This is a genomic window from Streptomyces sp. NPDC023541 (assembly GCF_055559995.1).
On record NZ_JBVHJO010000013.1, the window covers coordinates 152,161 to 174,743 of the forward strand.

Genomic DNA, 22,583 nt, shown 5'->3' on the forward strand with positions numbered 1-22,583 from the left:
TTGGTCCGGTGAAACGGGGAGCGTCCCACCGAAAGGGTCTGCGGGCCGGTTCACGGGTTGCGGAATTCACGGGGAAGGAGCGACCCCAAGGGGCCCAGATCCAGATTGAGATCGTCCATGGTCAGGCCGTACCGCTCGCACAGTTCTTCCATCCGCTCGTGCAGGATCATCAGCGTCATGCCGATGCGCTCTTCCTCGTCCTCGGCGAGATCGCCCTGGTCGACGCGGTGTACGGCAGTGCGTTCCATCAGCTGGCGCAGCAGCTCGACAATGGTGAGCACGAGCTTGATCAGGTCGCGTTCCACGGTGTCGGGGTCGACGGAGAGCCGCTGTGCCACGGCGCTGCCCCCGGCGACGGCATGCGGGTCTTCCACCTCGGTCACCTCCTTGGCGCTGTGGCGCGGTCGGGGAACGGGTCGGGGCGGGAGGCCCCCGCCCAGGGACCGGGCTCGTCGCCGGTGATCGAGCGGATGACCGCACGCAGGTTGATGTGGACCAGGTCCACATCGGCGATCGAGAGGACCAGGTCTCCGGTCAGGACGGCGCCGCCGGTCAGCAGGCGGTCCAACAGATCGATGAGTGCCACCGGTGGGCCGGACAGCCGTTCTGGCGACTGCGCCTCGTGGGAGGGGTCGTTCGGGAAGGGGGTGCTCATCGCGGCGCCCCGTCCGGGCCCGGGTCCGCCGCGGGAGTCGCGAAGGAGTACGGGGCCCAGGGACCGGTCACCTCCACCTGAACCCCGGCTGCCGGCCGCGTCGCCGCCTGTACTGCCTGGCGGAAGCGCTCTTCGGCGTCGGCGGGCACCAGATACGCGTGGTTGGCGATGTTGATCCCGTGCCGCCCGGACAGCTCGCCCTGCTGGGGGCGGTGCACGACAGCTGCCGTCGCGAGCGTCCGCGCCGCGTGCGCGACCTCGTCCGCGACCGCGCCGGCGGCACGGTAGAGGTCCTCGATGCTGTGCCGCTTCTGCCTGCGCTGCTGCAGGTACGCTCGGCCCGGGCTGGGCGCGAGCGGCTCCGCGGACGGTTTCGGGGTGGCCCGCGCTGCGGCCGCGGCGTCCGGATCGACGTGGACCTTCACCCCGAGCTCGACGTGGCCGTCGAGCCACGCCAGCAGTTCGGCGAACCGGTGGCGTTGATCGAGGAGCATGTCGGCCACACGGGCCTCGTCGAGATAGACCGTGGCCAGCCGGAGGGGGAGGAACACCGCCTCGCCGAACGCGGCGTCCACCACGGCGTGGTGGGCCCGGGCCAGCTCCTCCAGCCTGCCGAGATCCCCCAGCCGGTGCTGCAACGCGGTCTCGTCGAAGGCGTCGGCCGGCACGGCCGACACCAGCGCGACGAGGCCGCCCGCGGCGACGGCTCCCACGTCGTGGCCGTCGACGCCGTTCGCCGCACGGGCGAGAGCGCGGAACTTCTCCTCGTCCCGGCCGACCCCGTACACGTAGGCCATCGGGGAGCCGGCGGTGGCCCGCTCCCCCACGGCTCGGGCCCCGGTCTCGCAGGTGGGGGCGCCGGCGGCCTTGCTCGTCTGGTCCTGTGCGCTCATCGCGCCTCCTCCCTCCGCTCGCGGGTCTCCGCCGGCGGCTGCTGGTCCTGCACGTCCCCGGAGCGCAGGCGTACGAGTTCGGCGCGCAGGCGCTCGTTCTCGTCGGCGAGGAGCTCCTCCCGGCTGCCGCCCCCGCCCCCGCCGCCGACGTGGCGGGACGGGCGGGCGCCGGAGGAGAGCGAGGGGTCGTGCTCCCACCAGTCGATGCCCATCTCCTTCGCCTTGTCGACCGAGGCGACCAGCAGGCGGAGCTTGATGGTCAGCAGCTCGATGTCGAGCAGGTTGATCTGGATGTCTCCGGCGATGACGATGCCCTTGTCGAGCACCCGTTCCAGGATGTCCGCGAGGTTCGCGGAAGATCCCTGCTGGTGACTCGGCACTGCGGCGTGCGGTGCGGCCGGAAGGCGTCCTGCGAAGGACTCGGACACGGTGGCGCCCCTGTTCTCTGGTGTGCTCTGTTGTTACGGGTCAGCTGCCGACGGGAGTGCGACGACGGGTACGGCGGCCGGATCCGCGCGGCCGGGGGTCCTGCGCAGCGGACGGCTCGTCCTCGTCCTCGTCGAAGTCGGAGTCCTGTTCGTCCGTGGCGGCCCCGTCGGGGGTCTCGGCCTCAGCCTCGTACTCCGGGTCCTCCTCGGCCTCCTCGTCGAACTCCTCGTCGACGGGATCGTCATCGACGGGCTCGTCGTACTCGTCGTCCTCGAATCCGCCCTCGGGGTCTGCGTCCTGGTCCGGGAAGTCCTCCGCCCGGCCCTCGGCCCGGTCCTCCTCCCTGACCGCTTCGTCGTGACCGAGGACGACCTCGCCGTCCCGGATCTCGCCCCGCCAGCCGTCGGTCGCCTCTCCCCGCAGCATCAGGAACTTGCGGTAGAGCTTGAGGTCCAGCCGGGCACGCCTGCCCTGCGCACGCCACAGGTTGCCCGTCTTCTCGAACAGGCCCTTGGGGAAGTACTCCAGGACGAGCAGAACGCGGGTGAGGTCGTCGGTGATGGGGTGGAAGGTCACCACTCCCCGGACCGTTCCCTTCGCGCCGTGGGTGGTCCAGGCGATGCGCTCGTCCGGGATCTGCTCGGTGACGTTCGCCTGCCAGCTGCGGGTCGACTTGGCGACCTTCACCTTCCAGTTGGTGGTCGTGTCGTCCGCCGTCTCGACGCTGACGACACCCTTGGCGAAGGTGCTGAACTCCTGGAACTGCGTCCATTGGTCGTACGCCTCGCGTACGGGGACACCGACATCGATGTCCTCGACGATCGTCACGCTCTTCGAGGTGCCGCCACCGGACGTGCGGCCACCGCCGACCAGGCCCTGGGCCTTCTCCTTCAGGGTGTCCTTGACGGCGGACGTCCCCGCCGCGAGCGCGGCCCGCGCGGGGGACTTGCCCTCGCCGAGGGCCTTGCCCCCCTCGGCGAGACCCTTCGCGAGGCTCCCTTTCGCGGCCCCGGGCTCGGCCAGCCGGGCGACGTGGGCGCCGAGGCGCTCCCCGAGCCGGGTGACGGCGTCCTCGGCACGGGCTGTGAGGTAGCGGCGGAGTTCGTCCTTCAGCCGGTCGGTGGCCGGGTTTCCCACCACGTCGTTCTTGATCTTGCTGAGGGCCGAGTCACTCATCGCTGTCCCCCTTGCTCTTGCGCGTACGGGAGGCCGTGGGCTTCCTGGGGGTGCTCGTACGCTTGCGGGCTGCTGTCGACCTGCCGGAGGAGCCGCCGGAGGAGCTGCTGGGTGAGGGGGCGCGGCCGGTGCTCTTCTTGCCTGCGGTCTTGGCCGCAGCCGGGGACCGTTTCCGCTTCTGCCGGCTGTCGCCGGCGTCGTCGTCTGCTCGCTCCGCGCCGTCGTCCGCGGGTTCGTCGTCCCTCTTGCGCGCTTCGGCACCGTCATCAGCGTCGGCTTCCGAGGTGTCGTCGGTTTCCGGGGCGTCGTCGGCTTCGGAGGCGTCGTCGCGGCTGAGGGCCCGCGTGCGCTGCTGCAGTGAGTCGGCGAGGCCTGCGGCACGCTGGCTGAGGGCCTGTGCCGCGGCCGACTTCGTCGCCTCGAACAGCTCTCTGCGGATCTGCTCGCTCAGGGCACCCGTCACGGGCGAGGCGGCCAGCACCTTTCCCAGTCGCCGGGGGTCGAGGTCCAGCCTGCGGCCGGCGAGGAACATTCCCACCCCGATGGCCATCTTGGCCTTCCTCGTCCGCCCCAGGAGGTAACCGCCGACGAGCACGGCTGCCGTCGTGGCGTTCTTCGGTATCACCGGTGTACCTCGTTCCGCCTTGCTTGATCACTCTGTTTCGTCATGAGCCGCTTCCCGTCTGGCTTCGGTAGGCCTCGATTTCGTCGAGGCGGTCCAGGAGGGCGTCCTCCCGCCGGTCGAACTCGGCAGCGTCCACGCGGCCGTTGGCCAGGTCGTCCACGAGCGCCGCCAGCTGTGCCCGCACGGGCCCGGGGTCGTAGTACTCACGCTCCGCGGCGATCAGCACCTGGTCGACCACCCAGGCCGTGCCGCGCAGCGGTGCGATCGGCAGGGTCAGGATTGTGGTGATGAGCCCCACGTCCCGGCCTCCTTCCTGCGTTCGCCGTGCGCGCCGGCGTACCTGTCACACGAAGCTGTACGGCGGCAGCGGACCGGTCAGGGTGAAGGTGTAGGTCTCGCCCCGGCGGTCCGCCTCCTCGCGTACCGCCCGGACGAACTCCTCCGCGGACTCCGCCGCGACGAGGAAGGAGGCGTTGAGGAAATGGCTGGCACCCGGCTCGGCACGCGAGACGCGGGCCGCGGCCGGCAGCAGCCTCTCCAAGGTCTTCTGGGCCTGTTCGTTGTTGCGCTCGGCCACCTGGCCCGCGACGAGCTCGCCGAGGGCGATGCGGTCGTCCTGCCCGGCGGATCCCGACCTGGTGCGTTCGTTGAGTTCCCTGATCTGGTCCGACTCGGACACGATTTCGAGCAGGAGGTCCTGTTCGTCGCGGGCCGCCTTGAGGTTGAACTCGACGTGTCCGGCGAGCTCGGCCAGGCGGCTGCGGTATGCGGGCCCGTCCTGCTCCAGGGCTTGCGCCACGTGGTCGTCGTCCGGGCCGAGCAGACCGAAGCGCATGGGCAGTGTCGCTCCGTCCGCCATCAGCGCCTCCAGGACCGCCTCGTGTGCCAGCACGTCACGGCGCTTGGCACGCAGGCCTTCTGGAGCATCGCTGACGACCGCGGCGATGTCGCCGGCGCGGACCGTCCGCAGGGGTGGCGTCTGCTCGCCCACACCCTGGAGGTCGTCCAGGCGCAGGGGGTGGTCCTTGGCGGTGATGGCGTAGATGTAGGTGGGCACCTGTTACTCCTCCCGTCGGGCGGCGGACGTGCGGCTGGACGCCGACTTGCGCGCCGGCCGCTTGCGGGGCTCTTCCTCGGACTCCTCGCGCTTGCTCTGCAGGGAGTCCGTGATCGCCTCGACGGCGCCGGTCAGGGCGCCCTTCGACTTCCCCTTCGCGCCGTTCTCGGTCATCTCGCCGACGATGTCGGTGAGCTGCGTGGGTGCCTTCCGCCCGGATTCCAGATCGAGCCGGTTGCACGCCTCGGCGAAGCGGAGGTAGGTGTCCACGCTGGCGACGACCACGCGGACATCGATCTTGAGGATTTCGATCCCGACCAGGGAGACGCGGACGAACGCGTCGATCACGAGGCCCCTGTCGAGGATCAGTTCCAGTACGTCGTAGAGGTTTCCCGAGCCGCTTCCGCCGCTCGTTGCACTGCTCTGTTGGACGAGTGTCACGGTGAACTCCTTCCAATTGTGCGTCTTGCGACGCGTGTTGGCGCCCGGCTCCCTCCCGGGGAGGGCCGGTGCCGCCGCCTCAGCGGCGGTCGATCTGGCCGCGGGCGTAGCGCCGTGTGCGCTCGTACTCCACGAGCCGGCCGTCGGTGTCGAGAGCGACGCGGTACGAGGCCATCACGCTCATCGTGTCCGGGATCTTCTCCAGTTCGACGATCTCCACCTCCGCCGTCCAGCCGTCTTCGGTGGCCTTCACCTTTGAAACGGAACCGGGTTCGCACCGGAGGAGCTCCGAGAGCTGCTCGGAGGCGAGGCGGATCGCTGTGGCGATGTCGAGTTTTTTGGACGTCTCTTGCGTTTCGTCGTCTGTCGCGCTCATGTTCCCGCCTGTGAGGCATGGAAGACGGCTCTGCTGTGGTGTTCCGGCGCCGTCTGGACTCACGTTCGCCTGCCCGCCACTTCCGAGCGTATGCATGACGGGCCATCAGGTTGATCGGGCAGGAGCGGCGTCGGGCCCCTTGGAAGCCGGGCGGTTCGGCGGTCGTGCCGGTTTTCCCGGTCGGGTCGGTGCCGGGCGGGGGTTGCGCTGGAGTGCGCTCCAACTCGTAAGGTCGGCCGCCATGACGATGCGATACAGGTTCTTGGGCGGTACCGGGCTCGAAGTGAGTGTGCAGTGTCTGGGCACGATGATGTTCGGGGCGGTCGGGAACCCCGACCACGACGACTGCGTACGGATCATCCACGCGGCCCTGGACGCCGGTATCAACTTCGTGGACACCGCCGACATGTACTCGGCCGGCGAGTCCGAGACCATCGTGGGCAAGGCGTTGCGCGGGAGGCGGCGCGAGGACGTGGTGCTCGCGACCAAGGGCCACTTCCCGATGGGTGAGGGGCGCAACCGCGGCGGCAACTCCCGGCGCTGGCTGACCCGGGCGGTCGAGGACAGCCTGACCCGGCTGGGTACCGATGTGATCGACCTCTACCAGATTCACCGGCCGGACCCGCGGACGGACATCGAGGAGACCCTGGGTGTGCTGGGCGACCTGGTGCGGGCGGGCAAGATACGGGCCTTCGGCTGTTCCACCTTCCCGGCCGAGGAGATCGCCGAGGCGCACCACGTGTCCGAACGGCGGGGCCTGGCCCGGTTCCGGACCGAGCAGCCGCCGTACTCGCTCCTGGCGCGCGGGGTGGAGAAGGACGTGCTGCCGGTGGCCCGGCGGTACGGGATGGGGGTGCTGACGTGGAGTCCGCTGGCGTCGGGGTTCCTGAGCGGGAAGTACCGGTCCGGGCGGGAGGTCGACCTGAGCCGCGGCCGTGCGGCGCTGACGCCGGCGCGCTTCGATCCCGCGCTACCGGGGAACGCGGCGAAGCTCGAAGCGGCCGGTGAACTGATGGATCTGGCGGTCGAGTTCGGCTGCACGCTGCCGGAGCTGGCGGTTGCGTTCCCGCTGGTGCACCCGGCGGTCACCTCCGTGATCGTCGGGCCGCGGACCATGGAGCAGTTGGAGTCCCTGCTGAAGGGGGTTGCCGTGGTGCCGGACGACGCGGTGCTGGACCGGATCGACGAGATCGTGCCGCCGGGCACCAACCTGTACCAGCCGGACGGCGCCTGGCGGCCGGTCGCGCTGACCGATCCGGCCCTGCGCCGGCGAGCCGCCGGAGACCGCTGAGGCGGGGCATGTGCCCGGCCCCCAGGCCGGGGCGGGGCGGGGCGGCTGATGAGGCGGGCGGGCGGGCGATGGAGCCGAACCGGAAGCCGCGCGGTGCCGGCTTGCGGGACGGGTGGTGGAGGTCCGTCCGGATCACCCCGGCCAGTGCACGCGCCCGAGGTGGATGAGGCGGAGCTGGCCGAGGGCCGTGCGGGTGGCGGCCGTCCAGTCCTCGCCGCGCAGGGAGGCGGCGAGGAACGCGGAGGCCGTCATGAACATGTGGTCCACCAGCAGCCGCGACAGCATCGTCACATCCTGCCCGGCCCAGCCCGCGCTCACGGGATCGGTCGCGAGGGCGGCCCCTGTCTCCTCGGCGAACACGTCCAGTTGTTCCGATATCGCCTCTCGTACCGCCGCGACGCCGCCGTGGCGCTCGCGGACCAGGAAACGGACGTGCGCGGGCCGGGTGCGGACCAGTTCGGCGACGAGGCGCACCGCGGCCTCGCCGCGCCGGTCGGGGTCGCCGGTGGTGGCGAGGACGCCGCGCACGGTCGTGTGGAGACTGGCCAGTGCTTCCTCGACCAGCGCCGTCCCCAGCTCGTCCATGTCCCGGAAGTGCCGGTAGAAGGCGGTGGGGGCGACACCCGCGGCCCGGGTGACCTCCCTGAGGCCGAGACTGCCCAGGCTGCGCTCCTCCAACACCGACAGGGCCGCGTCGAGCAGGGCGCGGCGGGTGCGGCGGCGCTGGGTCTCGCGGACCCCGGTGGACGGACTCATGACGCGCAGTCAACCGCGTCACACTAGTGCGCCGCCAGCATGACCCCGACTGAACCGGGTAGTCAGTGAACAACTGTTACCCGAAAGGAAGGACCTCTCGTGCTCTTCCTCGTAGGCGCACTGCTGGTGCTCGGCGTCGTCCTCGGCGCCGTGGTCCACCTCCCCGTACCCGTCGGCGCGGCCATCGGTCTCGCCATCGCCCTGTGGCTCGCCCTCTTCGCCGCCCGCGAACGACTGTCGGGCCGGCGCCGGAGCGCACTGCCCCACCACGATCGTGGGGGGCTGCGATGACGCCGCGCACCCGACCCCGTACCGGCACGGATACGCGTACCCGTAGCCGGAGCCGTACCCGCGACGCCGACGCGATGGCCGTCACCGCGTTCGTGCTCGGCCTGGTGGGGCTGCTCGTGATGAACCTGCTGCTCGGCCCCGTGGCCGTGGTCCTCGGCACCCTCGCCCTGTACCGCCGCACCACCCGCCCCGGCCGCGCCCGCCTGGCCATCGCCCTGGGCATCACCGACGTCCTGGTCCTCGTCTGCCTCGTCACCGCCGACGGCACGTGGTCCTGGAGCCTGACCTGACCGCCTGGGCGACTCCGGCCGCTTCACACAGCGGGGCCCGTCCCGCCCGCCGCGGCATTTCGTCCACCACGCCACCGTCTGAACCACGCAACGGGGTTCGGGTTGCGGCGTGCGGTGCGCACTGCGCGCACCTCAGCAGGGATGCCGCGGGGGGGGGCGGCCGAGCCGGGTGACCTGGGCAAAGTACATGAACGGCTCGGCAGTCATCCCGCAGAGAACGCTCGGCGCCCCGGTGAAGACCGTGAGCGGGGCGGACAGCCGCAAGCTCACTGCTCAAGCTCCACGAGCGGCTCGCCGAAGCCACGGAAGGCAGGTACCGGGCCGAGGCCGCGGCCGCGAAGGCAAACGCGACGGTGGGCACCCTGCGGGACATGGGCGCCCTCATGGGGGCAGTGGTCCCACCGTGGCGCAGCTGCGGCCGGCCACGGACCGCGAGCGGGGCGTGTTGACGCTACAGCTCGTGGAGGCCCGGCACCGTTCGGAGCGCATCGCAGAGGAGCACGGCTGCCTTTTCCACACCCGCGGCCGGCGTCAGGAGTTGGGGAGGCGGCGGAAGCGGTCGTCGTCCTGGTAGCCGACCGCCGGGATGCCCAGGAGGTCGTCCACGCCGGGGAAGCCCTCGCCCGCCTGGAACTGTGCCCCGTGCACGGAGGCGTTCTCCGGCGGGCCCTGGTACATGCCGGTGTGGGCGCTGCCCAGTTCCATGAGGTAGCCGCCGCTCGCCGACGGGCGGCGCCGGTCGTTGGCGACGGCCTGGGTGGCGTAGGTGTTCATGGCGGCGACGCGCTGGTAGAGGGCGGTTGCCGACATCGTGGGGCGGCGGGCCGGGCGGCCGTCGAGGCCCTTGACGCGGATGTTGTGCTCCCGGGCGGCCTCCAGCACGGCTCCCAGTCCGGTCGTGCCCAGGTTCATGTTGCTGTCGTAGCGGGTGACGAACGTCTGCAGGTCGTCGCTCACGGTCCCGCTGGCGAGGTACGCGTCGACGTGTGACTGGTATCCGTCGTCGCGGATGCTCTCCAGGTAGAGGGTGCTCACGCCGGCGGCCCGGATCTCCCCCATGTGCGTGCACAGGAACTGCCAGATGCGTGCCCCGGAGTGGGTGCCGCCGATGGCCACGCCTTCGAACTGCTCCAGCAGTGCGCGCAGGTCGCCCATCGCGTCCTGGGAGTCGGCGCCGGCCAGGGTGTCCTCCACGGTCCGGTGGCGCTGCTGCCGGTCCTCGGCGGTCTCCGTGTACGCGTCGCGGGTGGCTCGGGCGTCGCGGCCGAGCCGTGCGTCGCGCGCGTCCTGGCGGTTCCAGTGGCCCCGGGTCTGCGGGTCGGCGCGACCGATGCCCTCCAGCACCTCGTTGCGTCCGGCCGTCAGGGGAACGCCCGGCGCGAGCCTGCGGATGTTGCCCAGGTTGTAGTGGAGCAGTTGGTCGGTTTCCTGAAGAGTCTGCGGGTCCGCGTCGACGGCCACGCGCTGCTTGTTGGCGGCGTCCCGGCTGGGCTGCGGCAGGCTCTGCCATTCGTCCGGCGTCAGCGCGTGCGGAGTGCGGTCGCGGGCCCGGGAGTTGCGGGGGCCGCGGACCCGCAGCGCGGGGCCCGGGGGGTGCTGGTGCAGTTCCTCCTGCTCCATGCGCTGGATGGCAGGTGCGGGGCCCGAGGGCGGTGCCGTGTCCTGGACGGGGGGTGTGTGGCCGCAGTCCGCGGTGTGCGCGTGGCGCTGTTCCTCGATGATGCGGGACACCACCGCGTTCCCGGCGAGGCGCTGGAGTTGCAGCATCGGCTCCGCGGTCGTCGCACCGCCGGACCGGGGCTGCCGCACGGGCTGTGCGGCTCCCGGGCGCCGCGGGCCCTTGCGCTGCTCGTCACCGGTGTGCTGCGCCCGCATGCGGCATCCCCTCTTGCGACATGGACTGGGAACGCCGAGTGTCACTGCTCCGACCTGCTCGGCGGTATGCCCCGAGGGGCAGGCGCGGGTGCAGGCGCCTTGCCCTCGTGTGCAGTGGGAGCCCGGTTTTCACGGCGGCGCTGAGGTCCCCCGCGTCTGCGCGACCCGATTGCGGGGCGGGGCCTCGGCATCACCTGCAGAGCCGGTCCTCCCCGGGCAGCCGGCGAGCCGCATCTGTTCGCGGCCCTCTCCCCCTACTTCGTCTCCGGCAGGCGGGAGGCGACCGCTCCCGGGGCCCGGCCCGACTCCTGGGGCCGGGCCTTCGGTGGTTGGTGCCCACCTGCGATCCGCCCCGCCCCGGACCCAACACCACGGCTCCGACGTGGTGAGGGAGGGAGAGCGGGCCGTGGCTGAGCGATACTTGCCGCTCACCCCGACCCGCGACGGGACGGGACGCGGGTGCGGGCGACGACGAGGGAGCCGTACATGACCACGGCAAGAGACCTGTTCACCATTGCTCTGGAGCCCCAGCCGGAGCGCTCCGTGGGACAGGGCGACCTGTCCCTGTCCCTCGCGGGCGCCGAACTGGTTGACCTCCTCAGTGCCGGGGCCATCGGCCTGGACGAGGAGCTCATCGTGCCGGGCGCCTGGTTGGACCTGGACGACCGGCTGCTCGTCGCAGCGGCCTCGGCTCTCGTACGGCAGCTGCCGTACGAGAGCGTCGAGGACTGGCTGTGGCGCAGGGGCCGTGACCTGGCAGCGGCCTACCAGGCCGCGTTCGAGGAGGAGGGTCTGCTGGCGCGTGCGCGGCGCGGGCGCCTGAACTTCGGGGCCGAGCGCATGGAGCTTGTCGACACGCCCGCCCGGCGTTCGGCACGAAGCCGCTGGCAGGAGGACGAACCCGTGCTCCGGGCCCTCGCCGCGGCCATCGGCATCCGCCGCGGTGAAGGCTCCCCGGACGATGCCGGCACGAGTGGCGAAGCGGTGACGACCGTGCTGGCCGCGGTCAACGACGCGGTGATGGAACTGGAGGCCGTGCGCCAGCGGCGTTCCATCGAGAACGCGGCCTTCGCCAATGTGTGGCGGGTCCCCTAAGGGCTGCCCCCGTAATCCCCGGTGGATCAGCGCGCGGCGTCAGACGCGGTGCATCGCAAGGCGGAGGAGCGTGCTGATACTGGGCGTGTCCGGGCGTTCCGACAACGCGGCGAGGTGCCGTGGCTGTCGTCGTGCGCCCGCCGGGGATTACGGGACAGCCCTTGGACAGCTGGTCCCCTGGACACCGCGTCACGCCGGCCGCGGGTCGTCTCCGGCGCTGGCGGGGCCTGGGCGAGCCGCCGGCTCCTGCCGGCACGGGTGAGGGTATCCAGCTGCGCCGGGCTGCCGGCGCATGGGGAGTCGAGGGCCGTGTCCATGGTGGTGGGAGACGATCAGGACGGCACCCACCCAGGCGATCACCCCGCTCCAGGCCAGAGGCTCAGACCCGGCAAAGCTGCCTGCCACGAGCATGATGAGCGCGGCCGGCAACAGGACCGCCATGAGGAACTGACGGCAGGCCGCCCACCACATGCGCCGGTCGGCCCGTGCCCGGCCGCCCTCCAGCTCGGCGCGCAGCTGGTCCCAAACCGCCGTCTCTTGCGGTGTCAGTTCGTTCCCGGCCACCTGCGCCTCCCCTGCTCCCGGTCCCAGGGGTACGGTTGCCCGCCGACGGCCGGACCATTACTCGGCGGACCGGACCTTAGGGCGGGCTGCCCGCGCGCTCGCCCCTTACGCGCGGACGCGGGGTGGCGGCGCGGCCGATGTGGCGAGGTGCCCGATGGGGCCGTTGTGGTCGATGGGGTCGATGGGGGTCGGTCGGTCAGGGCAGGATCTCGACGTACCCGTCGGTGCCGTGCACGCGGATCCGCTGACCGTCCCGGATGAGCCGGGTGGCCCGCTCCACGCCCACGACGGCCGGCAGGCCGTATTCCCGGGCGATGACCGCGCCATGGGTCATCAGGCCCCCCACATCGGTCACCAGGCCCGCGATCCCGACGAACAGCGGCGACCAGCTGGGGTCGGTGAAGGCCGTGACCAGGATGTCGCCCGCCCCAGCGGCTTCAGGGGGTCGGTCATCATCTGCCCGTGGCCGACGGAGACGTAGACGTGGTTGTCCCGGTCGCCGCGCTCCGGGACGGGGAACAGCGTCGTGATCGGCCGGCTCTGCACGATCCGGAAGTCGTCGTCCACAGGCACCATTCGATGTCCTGGGGGCGGCCGAAGTGCGCCTCGATCCGCCGCCCGAGCTCGACCAGCCGTACGGCCTGCGCATCCGTCAGCGCCGGCTCCTCCTGGCGCTGTGCGTCGATCACCACTGCGTGCGTGCCGCCGCCCGGCAGGGCGGTCAGGGCGCGCTGTTCGGCGGCGATCGCCCGGGCGACGACCTTGCCGTCGTGCACGGTGAAGACGTCCGGGTTCACCAGGCCGGAGACGAGTGCCTCGCCGATGCCGAATCCGGCGTCCACGGTGGCTACCTTCCGGTTACCCGTGAGGGGGTCGGCCGTGAAGAGGATGCCGGCCGCGTGCGGGAAGGCCATCCGCTGCACGACCACGCCCATGTGGACCGTGCGGTGGTCGATGCCGCTGCGTTGGCGGTAGGCCACGGCGCGCTCGGTGAACAGCGAGGCCCAGCACCGGCTGATGTCCCGGAGGACCGCCGCCGTGCCCACGACGTTGAGGTACGTGTCCTGCTGGCCGGCGAAGGAGGCCGTCGGCAGGTCCTCCGCCGTCGCGCTGGAGCGCACGGCGTAGGCGGCCCGTGCGCCGGACCGGGCGAGTGCACGGGTGATCGCCGCCGCGAGGTCGTCCGGGACGGCGGTTCCTTCGATGGTCCGGCGGATCTGCGCGCTGAGCGTGCGGATCGCTTCCCGGTCGTCCGCTGTCACGCGCGACAACCGATCGAGCAGATCGCCGACCGGGGGCGCCTGCTCGATGATCCGCCGGAAGGCCTCCGTCGTCACGCAGAAACCACCCGGCACGCGGACCCCTTCGATGCGCGACAGCGCGCCGAGGTGTGCGCCCTTGCCGCCGACGAGCGCGACCTGGGTCTCGTCCACCTGGTGAAGGTCCCACACGTACTGCTCGTTCACTGCGGTGCCTCCAAGGCGGTCATGGCTCGGGTCGACGATTCTGCGCCCTGGCAGGGGCCTTGCGGCAAGCCCGCGGTCGCGCTATGAGTTGAGAGTGGCAAGGAGAGCGCTCTCCCTGCCTTTGTCGTTTCCGGCCCCCGCGAACCCCGGCCGATCTGGTGGAACCCGGCCGAGGCCGCGCGGACGAGGCCGACCCGTCGGTCCAGACCATCGGTGGAGTGCGGCCACCAACGGCCGCAGGAGGTCAACAGGCGTTGGCAGCAAGCCATGGAGCGGTACCGGACGCCGTAGCTGCTGGTCATGGAGAGGACCGGACCCAGGGGGCCTGGTGTTCGGCCTCCGGGAATGGTCCGGCGTCGCGGCGGTGTTTTCGGTGAGTACGCCGTTTCCGCCCTGCTGGTAGGAGGATGTCGTGGCACTGTCCCGGACCGAGCGTGAGCAGTTCCTCGCGGAACCCCACATCGCCGCCCTCTCCGTGAGCGCGGGCGATGACCGTGCCCCGTTGACGGTACCGATCTGGTACGACTACTCCCCCGGCGGCGACCTCTGGATCATGACCGGGCGCGATTCCCGCAAGGCCGAACTGATCGCGGCCGCAGGCCGGTTCAGCCTGATGGTCGACCGTGTGGAGCCGACGGTCCGGTACGTGTCGGTCGAGGGCCCGGTCGTCTCCGTCGTGCCGGCCCTGCGCGAGCAGCTGGAGTCGATCTCCGCCCGGTACCTGCCGGCCGACAAGGTGGACGGCTATGTCGACGATGCGTGGAAGAACCACGGTGAGCAGGTCGTGATCCACATGCGTCCGTCGCGGTGGGTGAGTTCTGACCTGGGCCAGGTGTGACCCGGTAGCGCACCCCGATCTCGCCCGTGCCGGCGGAGCCGGTACGGGCACCTACGGCATGAAGTGGTGGTCGCTGCGGCTGTGTCCGCGTACGGGGGCGCCGGGAAGCAGGGCGGGGCTGGTGGGCATCGCCACCGCACCCGCCTCACCGGGCGTGGTCGGTTCGCATCCTTTCGCGGCGCCACCGAGGGCTGGAAGACTCACCGATCATGACGAACAGCGGACTGTGGGTCGGCATCCTCACCGCACTGACAGCACTCGGAGCCAGCTACATCACCGCGCGGGCGACCTCGCGGGCGGCACTGGCACAGGCCCGGACCACCGCTCTGGCGCAGGCCCTCCGCGAGCAGCGCGACCGGCGCCGGTCCGCCTATCGGGAGTTGATGGCCTGCGCGCACTCGTTCAACGAGGTGGCATGGCTCATCAACGACGCCGATGCGGCCCCTGACCGTGAGAGTGGCGACGCGGTCCTGACGCAGATGTACGAGCGCATCGGTCCGACCATCGGGAACATCAACAAGGCGACCCACGAGGTCCGGCTCGACGGCCCCGTCGAGGTCTCCGACGCGGCGGAACAGGTGCGGCAGACGGCGCGACGTGTGGAGCCGCGGCTCCAGGCGCTCATCGGCGCCGTCGGACCCGAGCACAGGCGCGCGTACGACGCCGCGTACGTGGACTTCCGGGACGCGTACGTCACGTTCATAGGACTGGCGAGAGAAGCGTTGGACGTCACGGGCGGCGAAGTGTGACCACGTCGCCCGTCCGGGCCGGGGGCGGTCACGGGGCCCGGCCGGGCGCGCGTGTCCGGATGTGACAGAACATGGTCATTGCGGACCTGGTGGTGGGACGAAATGATCGGCACATGCAGTCACCGCACAGGGTCGTCATCGCCGCCTTCCCCGGCGCCGAGCTCCTCAACGTCACCGGCCCGGCCGAGGTGTTCTCGGTCGCCACCCGGGTCGCGGGCACCGGCCGGTCCGGCTACACCGTCCGCATCGCGACCGCCGGAGGGGAACCGGTGGCCACCGCCGGCGGGATCCGGCTGATGGCCGACATGACGCTGGAGGAGGTGCACGGCGACGTGGACACCCTCCTGGTGTCCGGGGCGGTCCGCGTGGACGGCCACCAGGTGGAGCCGGTGCTCGACGGCGGGATCATCGACTGGCTGCACCGGGCGGCACCCGGTACCCACCGGGTGGCCTCCGTCTGCGCGGGCGCGCACCTCCTGGCCGCGGCGGGCCTGCTGGACGGCCTGTCCGCCACCACCCACTGGCGGACGGCCGCGCGGCTGGCCTCCGACCATCCGCAGGTCACCGTCGATCCGGACCCGATCTTCATCCGGGAAGGCCGCCTGTGGACCTGCGCGGGCATCGCCTCGGGCATGGACATGGCACTGGCCATGGTCACCGAGGACCACGGCCCCGGACTCGCCCTGGCCACCGCCCGCACGATGGTCATGTACGTCAAACGCGCCGGCGGGCAGAGCCAGTTCAGCGTCCCGCTCACCGTGCCGGCCGACCCGGGCGACCCCATCGACGAGCTGCGCATGTGGATCGGCGAACACCTCACCGAGGACCTGTCCGCCGAGGCCCTGGCCGCGCGGCTGCACCTGAGCGTGCGCCACTTCTCCCGGCTGTTCTCCCGACGCACCGCCACCACCCCGGCCGCCTACGTCGAATCCGTCCGGCTGGAGGCCGCCCGCCGCCTGCTCCAGGACAGCGGCCACGGCCTGCCCGAGGTCGCCGCCCTCAGCGGCCTCGGCTCCGTGGAGAGCCTGCACCGTTCCTTCCGGCGTCGTCTCGGCACCACCCCCGCCGAATACCGGCGCCGCTTCCGCTGAGGGTTGTCCCGCCATCCCCGGTGGACCAGCGCGCGGCGTCAGATGCGATGCAGCGCAAGGCGGAGGAGCGGCCTGCTACTGGGCGCCTCCGGGCGTTCCGACAACGCGGCCAGGTGCCGTAGCTGTCGTCGTGCGACGTCCAGTACGCGGCGAGCTCCTCCGCCTTGCGCAGCACGGCACCGGACAACGCGGCCCCGGCCGACCAGATCCGAAAGAGACGACCCAGGGGCCTTCGCCCCTCCCCCGACCGTCCGCGAACGACCGTGCGACGGAAGACAGTCATGCGTGGCACAGCCCGAGGAGAGAACAGTGTCCCGAACCGAAGTCGTCCCGATCCCGGTCATGGGCCGGCACAACATCAACGCGTACCTGCTGCTGGGCCGCCGGCCCGTCATCGTCGACGCGGGCACACCGGGCAGCGGCCGCAGGATCGCCGACCAGGTCGCCGCGCACGGTGTGGACCCCGCCGACGTCTCGTTGATCGTCGTCACGCACGGCCACATCGACCACTTCGGCTCCGCCGCCGAACTGCACCGCCTGACCGGGGCACCGGTGGCAGGACACGTCGCCGACCTCGGCCCGTTCCGCACGGGCCGGGCCCGCGAACCCTACCTGCCCACCGGGCGGATGGGCCGCCTCATGGCCAGGAACAGGAACCTGCACCTACGAGTCGAACCCTTCGAACCCGGCGTGCTCGTCACCGGCGAGACGGACCTGGAGGACTTCGGCGTCGCGGCACGCATCATGCCCACCCCCGGGCACACCGCCGGATCGGTCTCCGTCCTCACCGGTGAAGGAGACCTCGTCGCAGGCGATCTGATCGCCAACTCCTTCTTCGGCCTCGTACCCGGACGGCCCGCCAACCCTCCCTTCCACGACGACCCGCTGCTCAACCTCGCCAGCCTGCGCCGGATGCTCGCTCTGAACCCCACCAGACTCCACGTAGGACACGGCACCCCCCTCGAACCCGACCGCGTCCGACGCTGGGCCGCCCGGGAACACCGGCGCCTGACCCGGCTGGAAGCAGCCGGCCGACTCCGCACCCGGACGGACGACGCCAACGCGCTCTGACCAGCCGCCGGCCGCCATCGGTCGAAGACACGGGGAGATTGATACGCGTCATGGAAAATTCAACATGCTTTCAGAATCCCGCAGCGGCTCCCCTCATGGTCAGAAAGAATGCCGGTCTCTGCGGAACGGGGTAAAATGAACTACCTCTGGGAGATGTAGAGAGCCTGTCTGGCTCCGTCGTCAAATTTTGGACCACCCCAGGAGTCCAGGCCGACCCCGCGGTCCACGGCCATCGCACCACGGCAGGTCGTCGCCGCCGAGCATCCAGTCGTTTCACACCGCTGGGGCAGCAATCATGAACCCGTCCATCGACCCGCACGCCCAGGGGCCCAACGGCAGCGGCCCATCTACTCCTCCGTCACATACGGCGGAAGCCTCGTCCTGGTTCGCCTGTGACGTGACCCGGTACCTGTGCGCGGCGATGCACACCGACAGCGCGCTCGCCCGCGAAGCCGTTTCGCTGGTCCTACACCAACCTCGCCGCGCTGCAGCCTCCTCGCCCGGCCTGGACCTCGCCTGTGTTCTGAGGCACGCCTTGGCCGCGCGCCGTCGGCAGCGGCGCCGGGACATCGCGCTCTCGCTCCTCCTGGCTGTCCTGCTCATCGTGGTAGGCGTGCTGGTGTACCAGTCATCCACGTATGTCGTTCTGCCGTCCGCCTACGGAGTGACCCTGCTCCTGGGCTGTTTCATCGCTTGGATGATTGTCGCTGTCGAAATGTTCTCCACGCACTACAGGGTGATATCTCGACAGCTGAAGCGGGAAAATTTCAACCCCAGAAACGCTCCGCGACCTCGGAACAGAAAGGACGCCGCACGGATCGAAGAGATTGAACTGCGAGACCGCGGCAACGTGGTGATTTCCTCGGGCTTCGACCCCTTCGTCGGACACGGCGGCACCTACAGCAGTTGGTCGTTCGCTTTGAACACCGCACGACCCGAGACAGGCAAACAGATCATCCCGTTCACCATCCACGACCTCAACGAACACGTATCGGCCCGCGTCGCCGCTCTACGGCTACCCGGAATGGAAATTGCCGAAGTGCTTCTGATAAATGGCGCGGACTTGCTGTTCGGAATCGACAATCGAACACGTTCCGAGGTGCTGCGAAACCCGGCCGGGCCACCCGCGGCTCACGTCTCGGAGACTCTCTTGCGTGAGCTGCGCGAAGTCGGCACGGCCCGTGCACGGCCCTATCTGGCGATCCGTGTCACCGGCTGGGGCGGCGAGCTGGTCAGCACGTTGTTCTTGAGATGCGCACTGCAGCCCCACAACGAGATAGCGTTCATCGAGGGCAACAGCTGCCTCCTCACGCCCGTGAACGAGAAGTACAGGGCCGTTGACTCGCGGCTGAACTCCCCGACCCTTCGTCAGTGGTTCTCACTCATGGGCCTGGCTGCTCTACGCGCCCCGATCCAGCTGCTCATTGCTCCGCTTGCCTTGCTCGGCGATCTTTCCGCAGTGTCCTCCCGGCGGAGTGAACAACGGCGCCAGGCGCGTCGGATCCGCCTACGCTCCTTCAATTACGGTGCCGAGTTCAGTGTCAGGGAGGCAGCGAGCAGCCAGCTCTACTACCGCTACTTCCAGATGCTCGACCGAGAGCTGTACGCCAAGACCGTCGAGCATCGTGTGCTGGACGCTCTGGTGCAGTTCCTGGAGGGTCACAACATAGATTCCAGCGAACTGATCCAGAGGCAGACCACCATCTACAACTCCGGCCTGTTCGCAGGGCGCGACATCTCTGTCACCCGTTCCAGTGTCAAGGTCGGGTCCGGCAGTGGCGCCGGACGGGGCGGAATCCCCCAGCCCGTGAAATCGGGGTAATGGCATGTCGGATCACGGCGTAAGCCACGTCAGCGGCATTCAGGCGGGGCGGGACGTGCGGATCGAGCAGAGCACGGTCGCCGTAGGCCAGTCCACGGCGACCGGCTCTCAGGTTCCACCCGAGTATGCGGCCGCAGTTGCGGAGCTGCGCAGAGCGGCAAGCCTGCTGGTCGGCGAGCTCCGCATGAACGAGGAGCAGTACGAGGACGGAGCGGAGCTTGTTGAGGCTGCGGAGCGGGTCGAGGCGGAGCTCGACCGTGACCAACCTCGTTGGAACAGCATCCAGCGGTGGCTCGGCTTCATCGCACCCGGCGTGCACGCGACGGCGTCCGTCGCCGCCGACGTGGAGGCGATCCAACGTGGCGTGACGACTCTTCTCGCAGCCCTGTTCTGACGTCCCGATTCAGAGATCCCGCGGTAGTTCTGCGGTCACAGACCGCGGGGTCGGCCTGAGAACCCCAGGCCGGCCTGTCGCTGCCGCCCTCGTCCCGGCCGCGCTGGAGGTGTTCCTGGACTGCGTCGCGTCCTGGCCTTGAGGTGAGGGGATCGACGGCCGGCGCGCCCGCTACCGCAGCGGGCGCCCGGGCCGCCGGCCACTCCAGCGGTCGCCGCGCTGGTGCTCGGCGGGCTGCCGCACCGCGAGGGATACGACGAACACCTCAAGGCGCTGCGGGCGGCCCCGTACAAGGCGAACGAGGCGATGTCCGGGGAGTACGACGGGCTGTGCCATCGTCTCGGGAGGCCGGCTGCCGGGCGGTGCTCGCCGCGGGTGTACCCGAGGACCCCGCCGAGCTGTGGGAGCCGGGCGGGGTGACCGCGGCCGCCGGGCGGATGGCGCAGGCGTGGGCGGAGCTCCTGGGCAGCACGGAGTACGTCGACGAGGACCTCGCCGCGGCCCTGGAGGCCGATCTGGGGCTCGGGGCCGGCTGGGCGCTCGCCCTGACCGGTGGCCCGGAGGCCGCCGGCCGGTACGTGCCGGGCCCCGCCGGTGTGCTGGTCGGCGTCGTCCACGGCGGGCTCGCCCTGCACCACGCCGAGGCCGACGGCAGCCCCGGCCGCCCGGTCTTCGTGCAGCACCCCGTGCACGCGGCCCCCGCCTCGGCGGTGGTGTGGGCGCTGACCGAACTCCCGGTCGGTGATCCGGCCGCCGCCGGGGCCGCCGCGGTGCACCGTGCCCTACGGGCGCGGCTGGACGACCCGCGGACGGACGACTCGGTGCTGCAGCCGCCGAGAAGTATGCGCTACACCCGGCTTTACATGGGTGATCGACACAGGTGCCCGACTCGTTCGGATTTGGTTGCCCAAGTCAATTGTTGAATGTGCGATCTGTGCAATCGATTTGAATGCCGGGAATTCCTCTCGGCACCCCGGGGGAAGTATCGTTTCACCATCCGTTCCTCTTGTTCGGCCCGATGCCCTTCGTCTTCGCCGGAGTTCCCTCCGGGTCGAACGAGTGGTGGAAGGTGAAGGCGTGCGGCGCGGGGCCCTGGTCATGGAGGTGTTCCAGCCCGGAAACCCCCTCCTGCCAGGTGGGTATCACGCCGTCGGAGACCCACCAGCACACGTACTTCGGGTGGGTTGTCCTTTCGAACCACTCGTGACGCCTGTTCAGCGCCCCGCGGTGCAGACCGGTGTGGACGGCGTCGAAGGCGGGCCGCAGGCCGGTCCAGAGCGAGAGCGTCGTGGCCAGGGCGGTGGTTTCCACCGTACGGCCCTTGCGGTACCAGCGCGGTACGGCGAACTCCCCCCATGCACCCCATTCCGCATCGAAGAGCACGCCCCGGTCACCGTCTGCCGCTTCGGCACGCGCGAGGTATCCGGGGTGCCGGCTGATATTCCGGTAGACGGCCTCACCGATGTCGTAGAACTCGCGCGTGAGAGGTGCGGGATCGCTGAGAGGTGACTTCAGGACGCCGAATGTGTACAGCGCAAGATGGGGCATGCGTCTCTCCCTGGTCGGGGGTGTCCGGTGCGGACCCTTTCGGCGGCTCATCCCGTCGCGGGTGGCTCAGCCCGAAGGAATTCCTCTGCGACCGTGGGCGATCGCCGAAGACCAGGTGAAGGTAGCCGCCTCTGCGGCTCATGTCGAAGTTGCGCTTTCCCTGTCCAAGTGGCCTCTGGCACACGGCCACAGGACCGCGCGCCGCCTGCGGGCACGGCAACCGCTCCGCCGGCATGCCCTTGCGGCTGGACGCACAACCCGGACGCACAACGGCGGGCGGCGCGTCCCCTGTTCGGGATGCGCCGCCCGCCGCCAGGGCCGCTGCAGGTCAGTCGGTGCCGAACTCCATCGCGGCGCGGTCGAGCATCTGCTCGTCGTCACCCTCGGCCCGGCCGCGGGAGGCGATGACCTCGGCGCCGCCTTCCGGCATCGCACCGATCAGGCCCGTCGAGGCGGCCTGGGCGGCACCGATCAGCGTCGCGTGCGTGTTGCCGACGATGCCGAGCGCGGCGTACTGCTCCAGCTTGGCGCGCGAGTCGGCGATGTCGAGGTTGCGCATGGTGAGCTGGCCGATCCGGTCCACCGGGCCGAAGGCCGAGTCCTCGGTGCGCTCCATGGACAGCTTGTCCGGGTGGTAGCTGAACGCCGGGCCCGTGGTGTCCATGATCGAGTAGTCCTCGCCGCGCCGCAGCCGCAGCGTGACCTCGCCGGTCACCGCCGCGCCGACCCAGCGCTGGAGCGACTCGCGGATCATCAGCGCCTGCGGGTCCAGCCACCGGCCCTCGTACATGAGGCGGCCGAGCCGGCGGCCCTCGTTGTGGTACTGCGCGAGGGTGTCCTCGTTGTGGATCGCGTTGACGAGGCGCTCGTACGCCGCGTGCAGCAGCGCCATGCCGGGGGCCTCGTAGATGCCGCGGCTCTTGGCCTCGATGATCCGGTTCTCGATCTGGTCGGACATGCCCAGGCCGTGGCGGCCGCCGATGGCGTTCGCCTCCATCACCAGGTCGACGGCGGAGGCGAACTCCTTGCCGTTGATCGTCACCGGGCGGCCCTGGTCGAAGCCGATGGTCACGTCCTCGGCGGCGATCTCCACCGAGGGGTCCCAGAACCGCACGCCCATGATCGGCTCGACGGTCTCGACACCGGTGTCGAGGTGCTCCAGGGTCTTGGCCTCGTGGGTGGCGCCCCAGATGTTGGCGTCGGTGGAGTAGGCCTTCTCGGTGCTGTCGCGGTAGGGGAGGCCGTGGGCGAGCAGCCACTCCGACATCTCCTTGCGGCCGCCGAGTTCGGTGACGAAGTCCGCGTCGAGCCAGGGCTTGTAGATGCGCAGGTGCGGATTGGCCAGCAGGCCGTAGCGGTAGAACCGCTCGATGTCGTTGCCCTTGAAGGTCGAGCCGTCGCCCCAGATCTGGACGTCGTCCTCGAGCATGGCCCGGACCAGCAGGGTGCCGGTGACTGCGCGGCCGAGCGGCGTCGTGTTGAAGTAGGCCCGGCCGCCGGAGCGGATGTGGAAGGCACCGCAGGTGAGCGCGGCCAGCCCCTCCTCGACCAGCGCGGCGCGGCAGTCCACCAAGCGGGCGATCTCGGCGCCGTACGCCGAGGCACGGGCGGGCACCGACGCGATGTCGGGCTCGTCGTACTGGCCGATGTCGGCGGTGTAGGTGCACGGGACGGCACCCTTGTCGCGCATCCAGGCGACGGCGACGGAGGTGTCGAGTCCGCCGGAGAAGGCGATGCCGACGCGCTCGCCGGTAGGAAGGGAGGTGAGGACCTTAGACATAGGAAGAGTA

General features: G+C 70.6%; 26 protein-coding genes and 1 pseudogene. 11 read left to right on the forward strand and 16 right to left on the reverse strand.

The window, feature by feature from the left end; genetic code table 11:
- Positions 1-50 precede the first annotated feature (50 nt).
- The 10 genes from ACZ3X1_RS28220 to ACZ3X1_RS28265 form a co-directional block, all read right to left on the reverse strand.
- Entirely contained in the window at positions 51-440 is a 390-nt protein-coding gene (locus ACZ3X1_RS28220; RefSeq protein ID WP_467281442.1) for a gas vesicle protein K, read from the reverse strand.
- Complete coding sequence (locus ACZ3X1_RS28225) at positions 380-655, reverse strand: gas vesicle protein (protein ID WP_467281423.1); 276 nt, start codon at positions 653-655, stop codon at positions 380-382. Before ACZ3X1_RS28225 ends, ACZ3X1_RS28220 begins: the two co-directional genes overlap by 61 nt.
- On the reverse strand, positions 652-1,548 hold the full coding sequence (locus ACZ3X1_RS28230; RefSeq protein WP_467281424.1) for a GvpL/GvpF family gas vesicle protein: 897 nt from the start codon (positions 1,546-1,548) through the stop codon (positions 652-654). The genes ACZ3X1_RS28225 and ACZ3X1_RS28230 overlap by 4 nt, the downstream gene beginning before the upstream one ends.
- Positions 1,545-1,976 carry a gas vesicle protein gene (locus ACZ3X1_RS28235; RefSeq protein WP_467281425.1) on the reverse strand — a complete coding sequence of 144 codons (432 nt, stop codon included), beginning with the start codon at positions 1,974-1,976 and terminating at the stop codon, positions 1,545-1,547. Before ACZ3X1_RS28235 ends, ACZ3X1_RS28230 begins: the two co-directional genes overlap by 4 nt.
- Positions 1,977-2,016: 40 nt before the next feature.
- Positions 2,017-3,153, reverse strand: a complete 1,137-nt coding sequence (locus ACZ3X1_RS28240; RefSeq protein ID WP_467281426.1) for an SRPBCC family protein — start codon at positions 3,151-3,153, stop codon at positions 2,017-2,019.
- Positions 3,146-3,778 carry a hypothetical protein gene (locus ACZ3X1_RS28245; RefSeq protein WP_467281427.1) on the reverse strand — a complete coding sequence of 211 codons (633 nt, stop codon included), beginning with the start codon at positions 3,776-3,778 and terminating at the stop codon, positions 3,146-3,148. The genes ACZ3X1_RS28240 and ACZ3X1_RS28245 overlap by 8 nt, the downstream gene beginning before the upstream one ends.
- A 40-nt stretch (positions 3,779-3,818) precedes the next feature.
- Positions 3,819-4,076 (reverse strand): gas vesicle protein GvpG, encoded by a 258-nt coding sequence (locus tag ACZ3X1_RS28250; RefSeq protein WP_390078244.1) that lies wholly within the window; start codon positions 4,074-4,076, stop codon positions 3,819-3,821.
- Between the two features lie 45 nt (positions 4,077-4,121).
- Positions 4,122-4,835, reverse strand: a complete 714-nt coding sequence (locus ACZ3X1_RS28255; RefSeq protein ID WP_362633459.1) for a GvpL/GvpF family gas vesicle protein — start codon at positions 4,833-4,835, stop codon at positions 4,122-4,124.
- A 3-nt stretch (positions 4,836-4,838) separates the two neighbouring features.
- Entirely contained in the window at positions 4,839-5,276 is a 438-nt protein-coding gene (locus tag ACZ3X1_RS28260; RefSeq protein ID WP_390078247.1) for a gas vesicle structural protein GvpA, read from the reverse strand.
- Positions 5,277-5,355: 79 nt separating this feature from the next.
- On the reverse strand, positions 5,356-5,652 hold the full coding sequence (locus ACZ3X1_RS28265) for a gas vesicle protein GvpO (protein ID WP_390078249.1): 297 nt from the start codon (positions 5,650-5,652) through the stop codon (positions 5,356-5,358).
- Between the two features lie 247 nt (positions 5,653-5,899).
- Between ACZ3X1_RS28265 and ACZ3X1_RS28270 the strand changes: the two genes are divergently transcribed.
- Positions 5,900-6,943 (forward strand): aldo/keto reductase, encoded by a 1,044-nt coding sequence (locus tag ACZ3X1_RS28270; protein WP_467281443.1) that lies wholly within the window; start codon positions 5,900-5,902, stop codon positions 6,941-6,943.
- Between the two features lie 132 nt (positions 6,944-7,075).
- Here the strand turns inward: ACZ3X1_RS28270 and ACZ3X1_RS28275 are convergent, their stop codons facing one another.
- Positions 7,076-7,699 carry a TetR family transcriptional regulator gene (locus ACZ3X1_RS28275; RefSeq protein WP_467281428.1) on the reverse strand — a complete coding sequence of 208 codons (624 nt, stop codon included), beginning with the start codon at positions 7,697-7,699 and terminating at the stop codon, positions 7,076-7,078.
- Between the two features lie 99 nt (positions 7,700-7,798).
- Here ACZ3X1_RS28275 and ACZ3X1_RS28280 point away from each other — a divergent pair, with 99 nt between their 5' ends.
- Together ACZ3X1_RS28280 and ACZ3X1_RS28285 are read left to right on the forward strand one after the other, a co-directional pair.
- A complete protein-coding gene (locus ACZ3X1_RS28280; protein ID WP_390078252.1) occupies positions 7,799-7,990 on the forward strand; it encodes a hypothetical protein in 192 nt (63 codons plus the stop codon).
- 74 nt (positions 7,991-8,064) lie between these two features.
- Positions 8,065-8,280 (forward strand): DUF4190 domain-containing protein, encoded by a 216-nt coding sequence (locus ACZ3X1_RS28285; RefSeq protein WP_362633445.1) that lies wholly within the window; start codon positions 8,065-8,067, stop codon positions 8,278-8,280.
- A 531-nt stretch (positions 8,281-8,811) separates the two neighbouring features.
- Here ACZ3X1_RS28285 and ACZ3X1_RS28290 read toward each other — a convergent pair.
- On the reverse strand, positions 8,812-10,155 hold the full coding sequence (locus ACZ3X1_RS28290; protein WP_467281429.1) for a TraB/GumN family protein: 1,344 nt from the start codon (positions 10,153-10,155) through the stop codon (positions 8,812-8,814).
- A gap of 486 nt (positions 10,156-10,641) precedes the next feature.
- On the opposite strand from ACZ3X1_RS28290, the gene ACZ3X1_RS28295 reads away from it, so the two are divergent.
- The gene (locus ACZ3X1_RS28295; RefSeq protein ID WP_467281430.1) at positions 10,642-11,250 is read left to right on the forward strand and encodes a GPP34 family phosphoprotein; all 609 of its coding nucleotides are present in this window, start codon (positions 10,642-10,644) and stop codon (positions 11,248-11,250) included.
- 760 nt (positions 11,251-12,010) lie between these two features.
- Here the strand turns inward: ACZ3X1_RS28295 and ACZ3X1_RS28300 are convergent.
- Positions 12,011-12,232 carry a PEP-utilizing enzyme gene (locus ACZ3X1_RS28300; RefSeq protein WP_467281444.1) on the reverse strand — a complete coding sequence of 74 codons (222 nt, stop codon included), beginning with the start codon at positions 12,230-12,232 and terminating at the stop codon, positions 12,011-12,013.
- Positions 12,205-13,280: pseudogene (locus ACZ3X1_RS28305) on the reverse strand (PEP/pyruvate-binding domain-containing protein); the annotation flags it as partial. The gene ACZ3X1_RS28300 and the pseudogene ACZ3X1_RS28305, both read right to left, overlap by 28 nt.
- 412 nt (positions 13,281-13,692) lie before the next feature.
- Here ACZ3X1_RS28305 and ACZ3X1_RS28310 point away from each other — a divergent pair.
- From ACZ3X1_RS28310 to ACZ3X1_RS28340, 7 genes are all read left to right on the forward strand, one after another.
- Positions 13,693-14,118 carry a pyridoxamine 5'-phosphate oxidase family protein gene (locus ACZ3X1_RS28310; RefSeq protein WP_362633433.1) on the forward strand — a complete coding sequence of 142 codons (426 nt, stop codon included), beginning with the start codon at positions 13,693-13,695 and terminating at the stop codon, positions 14,116-14,118.
- Positions 14,119-14,327: 209 nt separating this feature from the next.
- A complete protein-coding gene (locus tag ACZ3X1_RS28315) occupies positions 14,328-14,867 on the forward strand; it encodes a hypothetical protein (protein WP_467281431.1) in 540 nt (179 codons plus the stop codon).
- A 113-nt stretch (positions 14,868-14,980) separates the two neighbouring features.
- Positions 14,981-15,958 carry a GlxA family transcriptional regulator gene (locus tag ACZ3X1_RS28320; RefSeq protein ID WP_467281432.1) on the forward strand — a complete coding sequence of 326 codons (978 nt, stop codon included), beginning with the start codon at positions 14,981-14,983 and terminating at the stop codon, positions 15,956-15,958.
- A gap of 309 nt (positions 15,959-16,267) precedes the next feature.
- Positions 16,268-17,029, forward strand: a complete 762-nt coding sequence (locus tag ACZ3X1_RS28325; protein WP_362633425.1) for an MBL fold metallo-hydrolase — start codon at positions 16,268-16,270, stop codon at positions 17,027-17,029.
- A gap of 397 nt (positions 17,030-17,426) precedes the next feature.
- Positions 17,427-18,851 (forward strand): hypothetical protein, encoded by a 1,425-nt coding sequence (locus ACZ3X1_RS28330; protein ID WP_390078271.1) that lies wholly within the window; start codon positions 17,427-17,429, stop codon positions 18,849-18,851.
- A 4-nt stretch (positions 18,852-18,855) separates the two neighbouring features.
- Positions 18,856-19,245, forward strand: a complete 390-nt coding sequence (locus ACZ3X1_RS28335) for a hypothetical protein (RefSeq protein WP_390078273.1) — start codon at positions 18,856-18,858, stop codon at positions 19,243-19,245.
- A gap of 329 nt (positions 19,246-19,574) precedes the next feature.
- Entirely contained in the window at positions 19,575-20,168 is a 594-nt protein-coding gene (locus ACZ3X1_RS28340; protein ID WP_467281433.1) for a hypothetical protein, read from the forward strand.
- A 67-nt stretch (positions 20,169-20,235) separates the two neighbouring features.
- Here the strand turns inward: ACZ3X1_RS28340 and ACZ3X1_RS28345 are convergent, their stop codons facing one another.
- Positions 20,236-20,793 carry a DUF3291 domain-containing protein gene (locus tag ACZ3X1_RS28345; protein ID WP_467281434.1) on the reverse strand — a complete coding sequence of 186 codons (558 nt, stop codon included), beginning with the start codon at positions 20,791-20,793 and terminating at the stop codon, positions 20,236-20,238.
- 328 nt (positions 20,794-21,121) lie between these two features.
- Positions 21,122-22,573 carry an argininosuccinate synthase gene (argG, locus tag ACZ3X1_RS28350; protein ID WP_362633414.1) on the reverse strand — a complete coding sequence of 484 codons (1,452 nt, stop codon included), beginning with the start codon at positions 22,571-22,573 and terminating at the stop codon, positions 21,122-21,124.
- Positions 22,574-22,583: the final 10 nt, after the last annotated feature.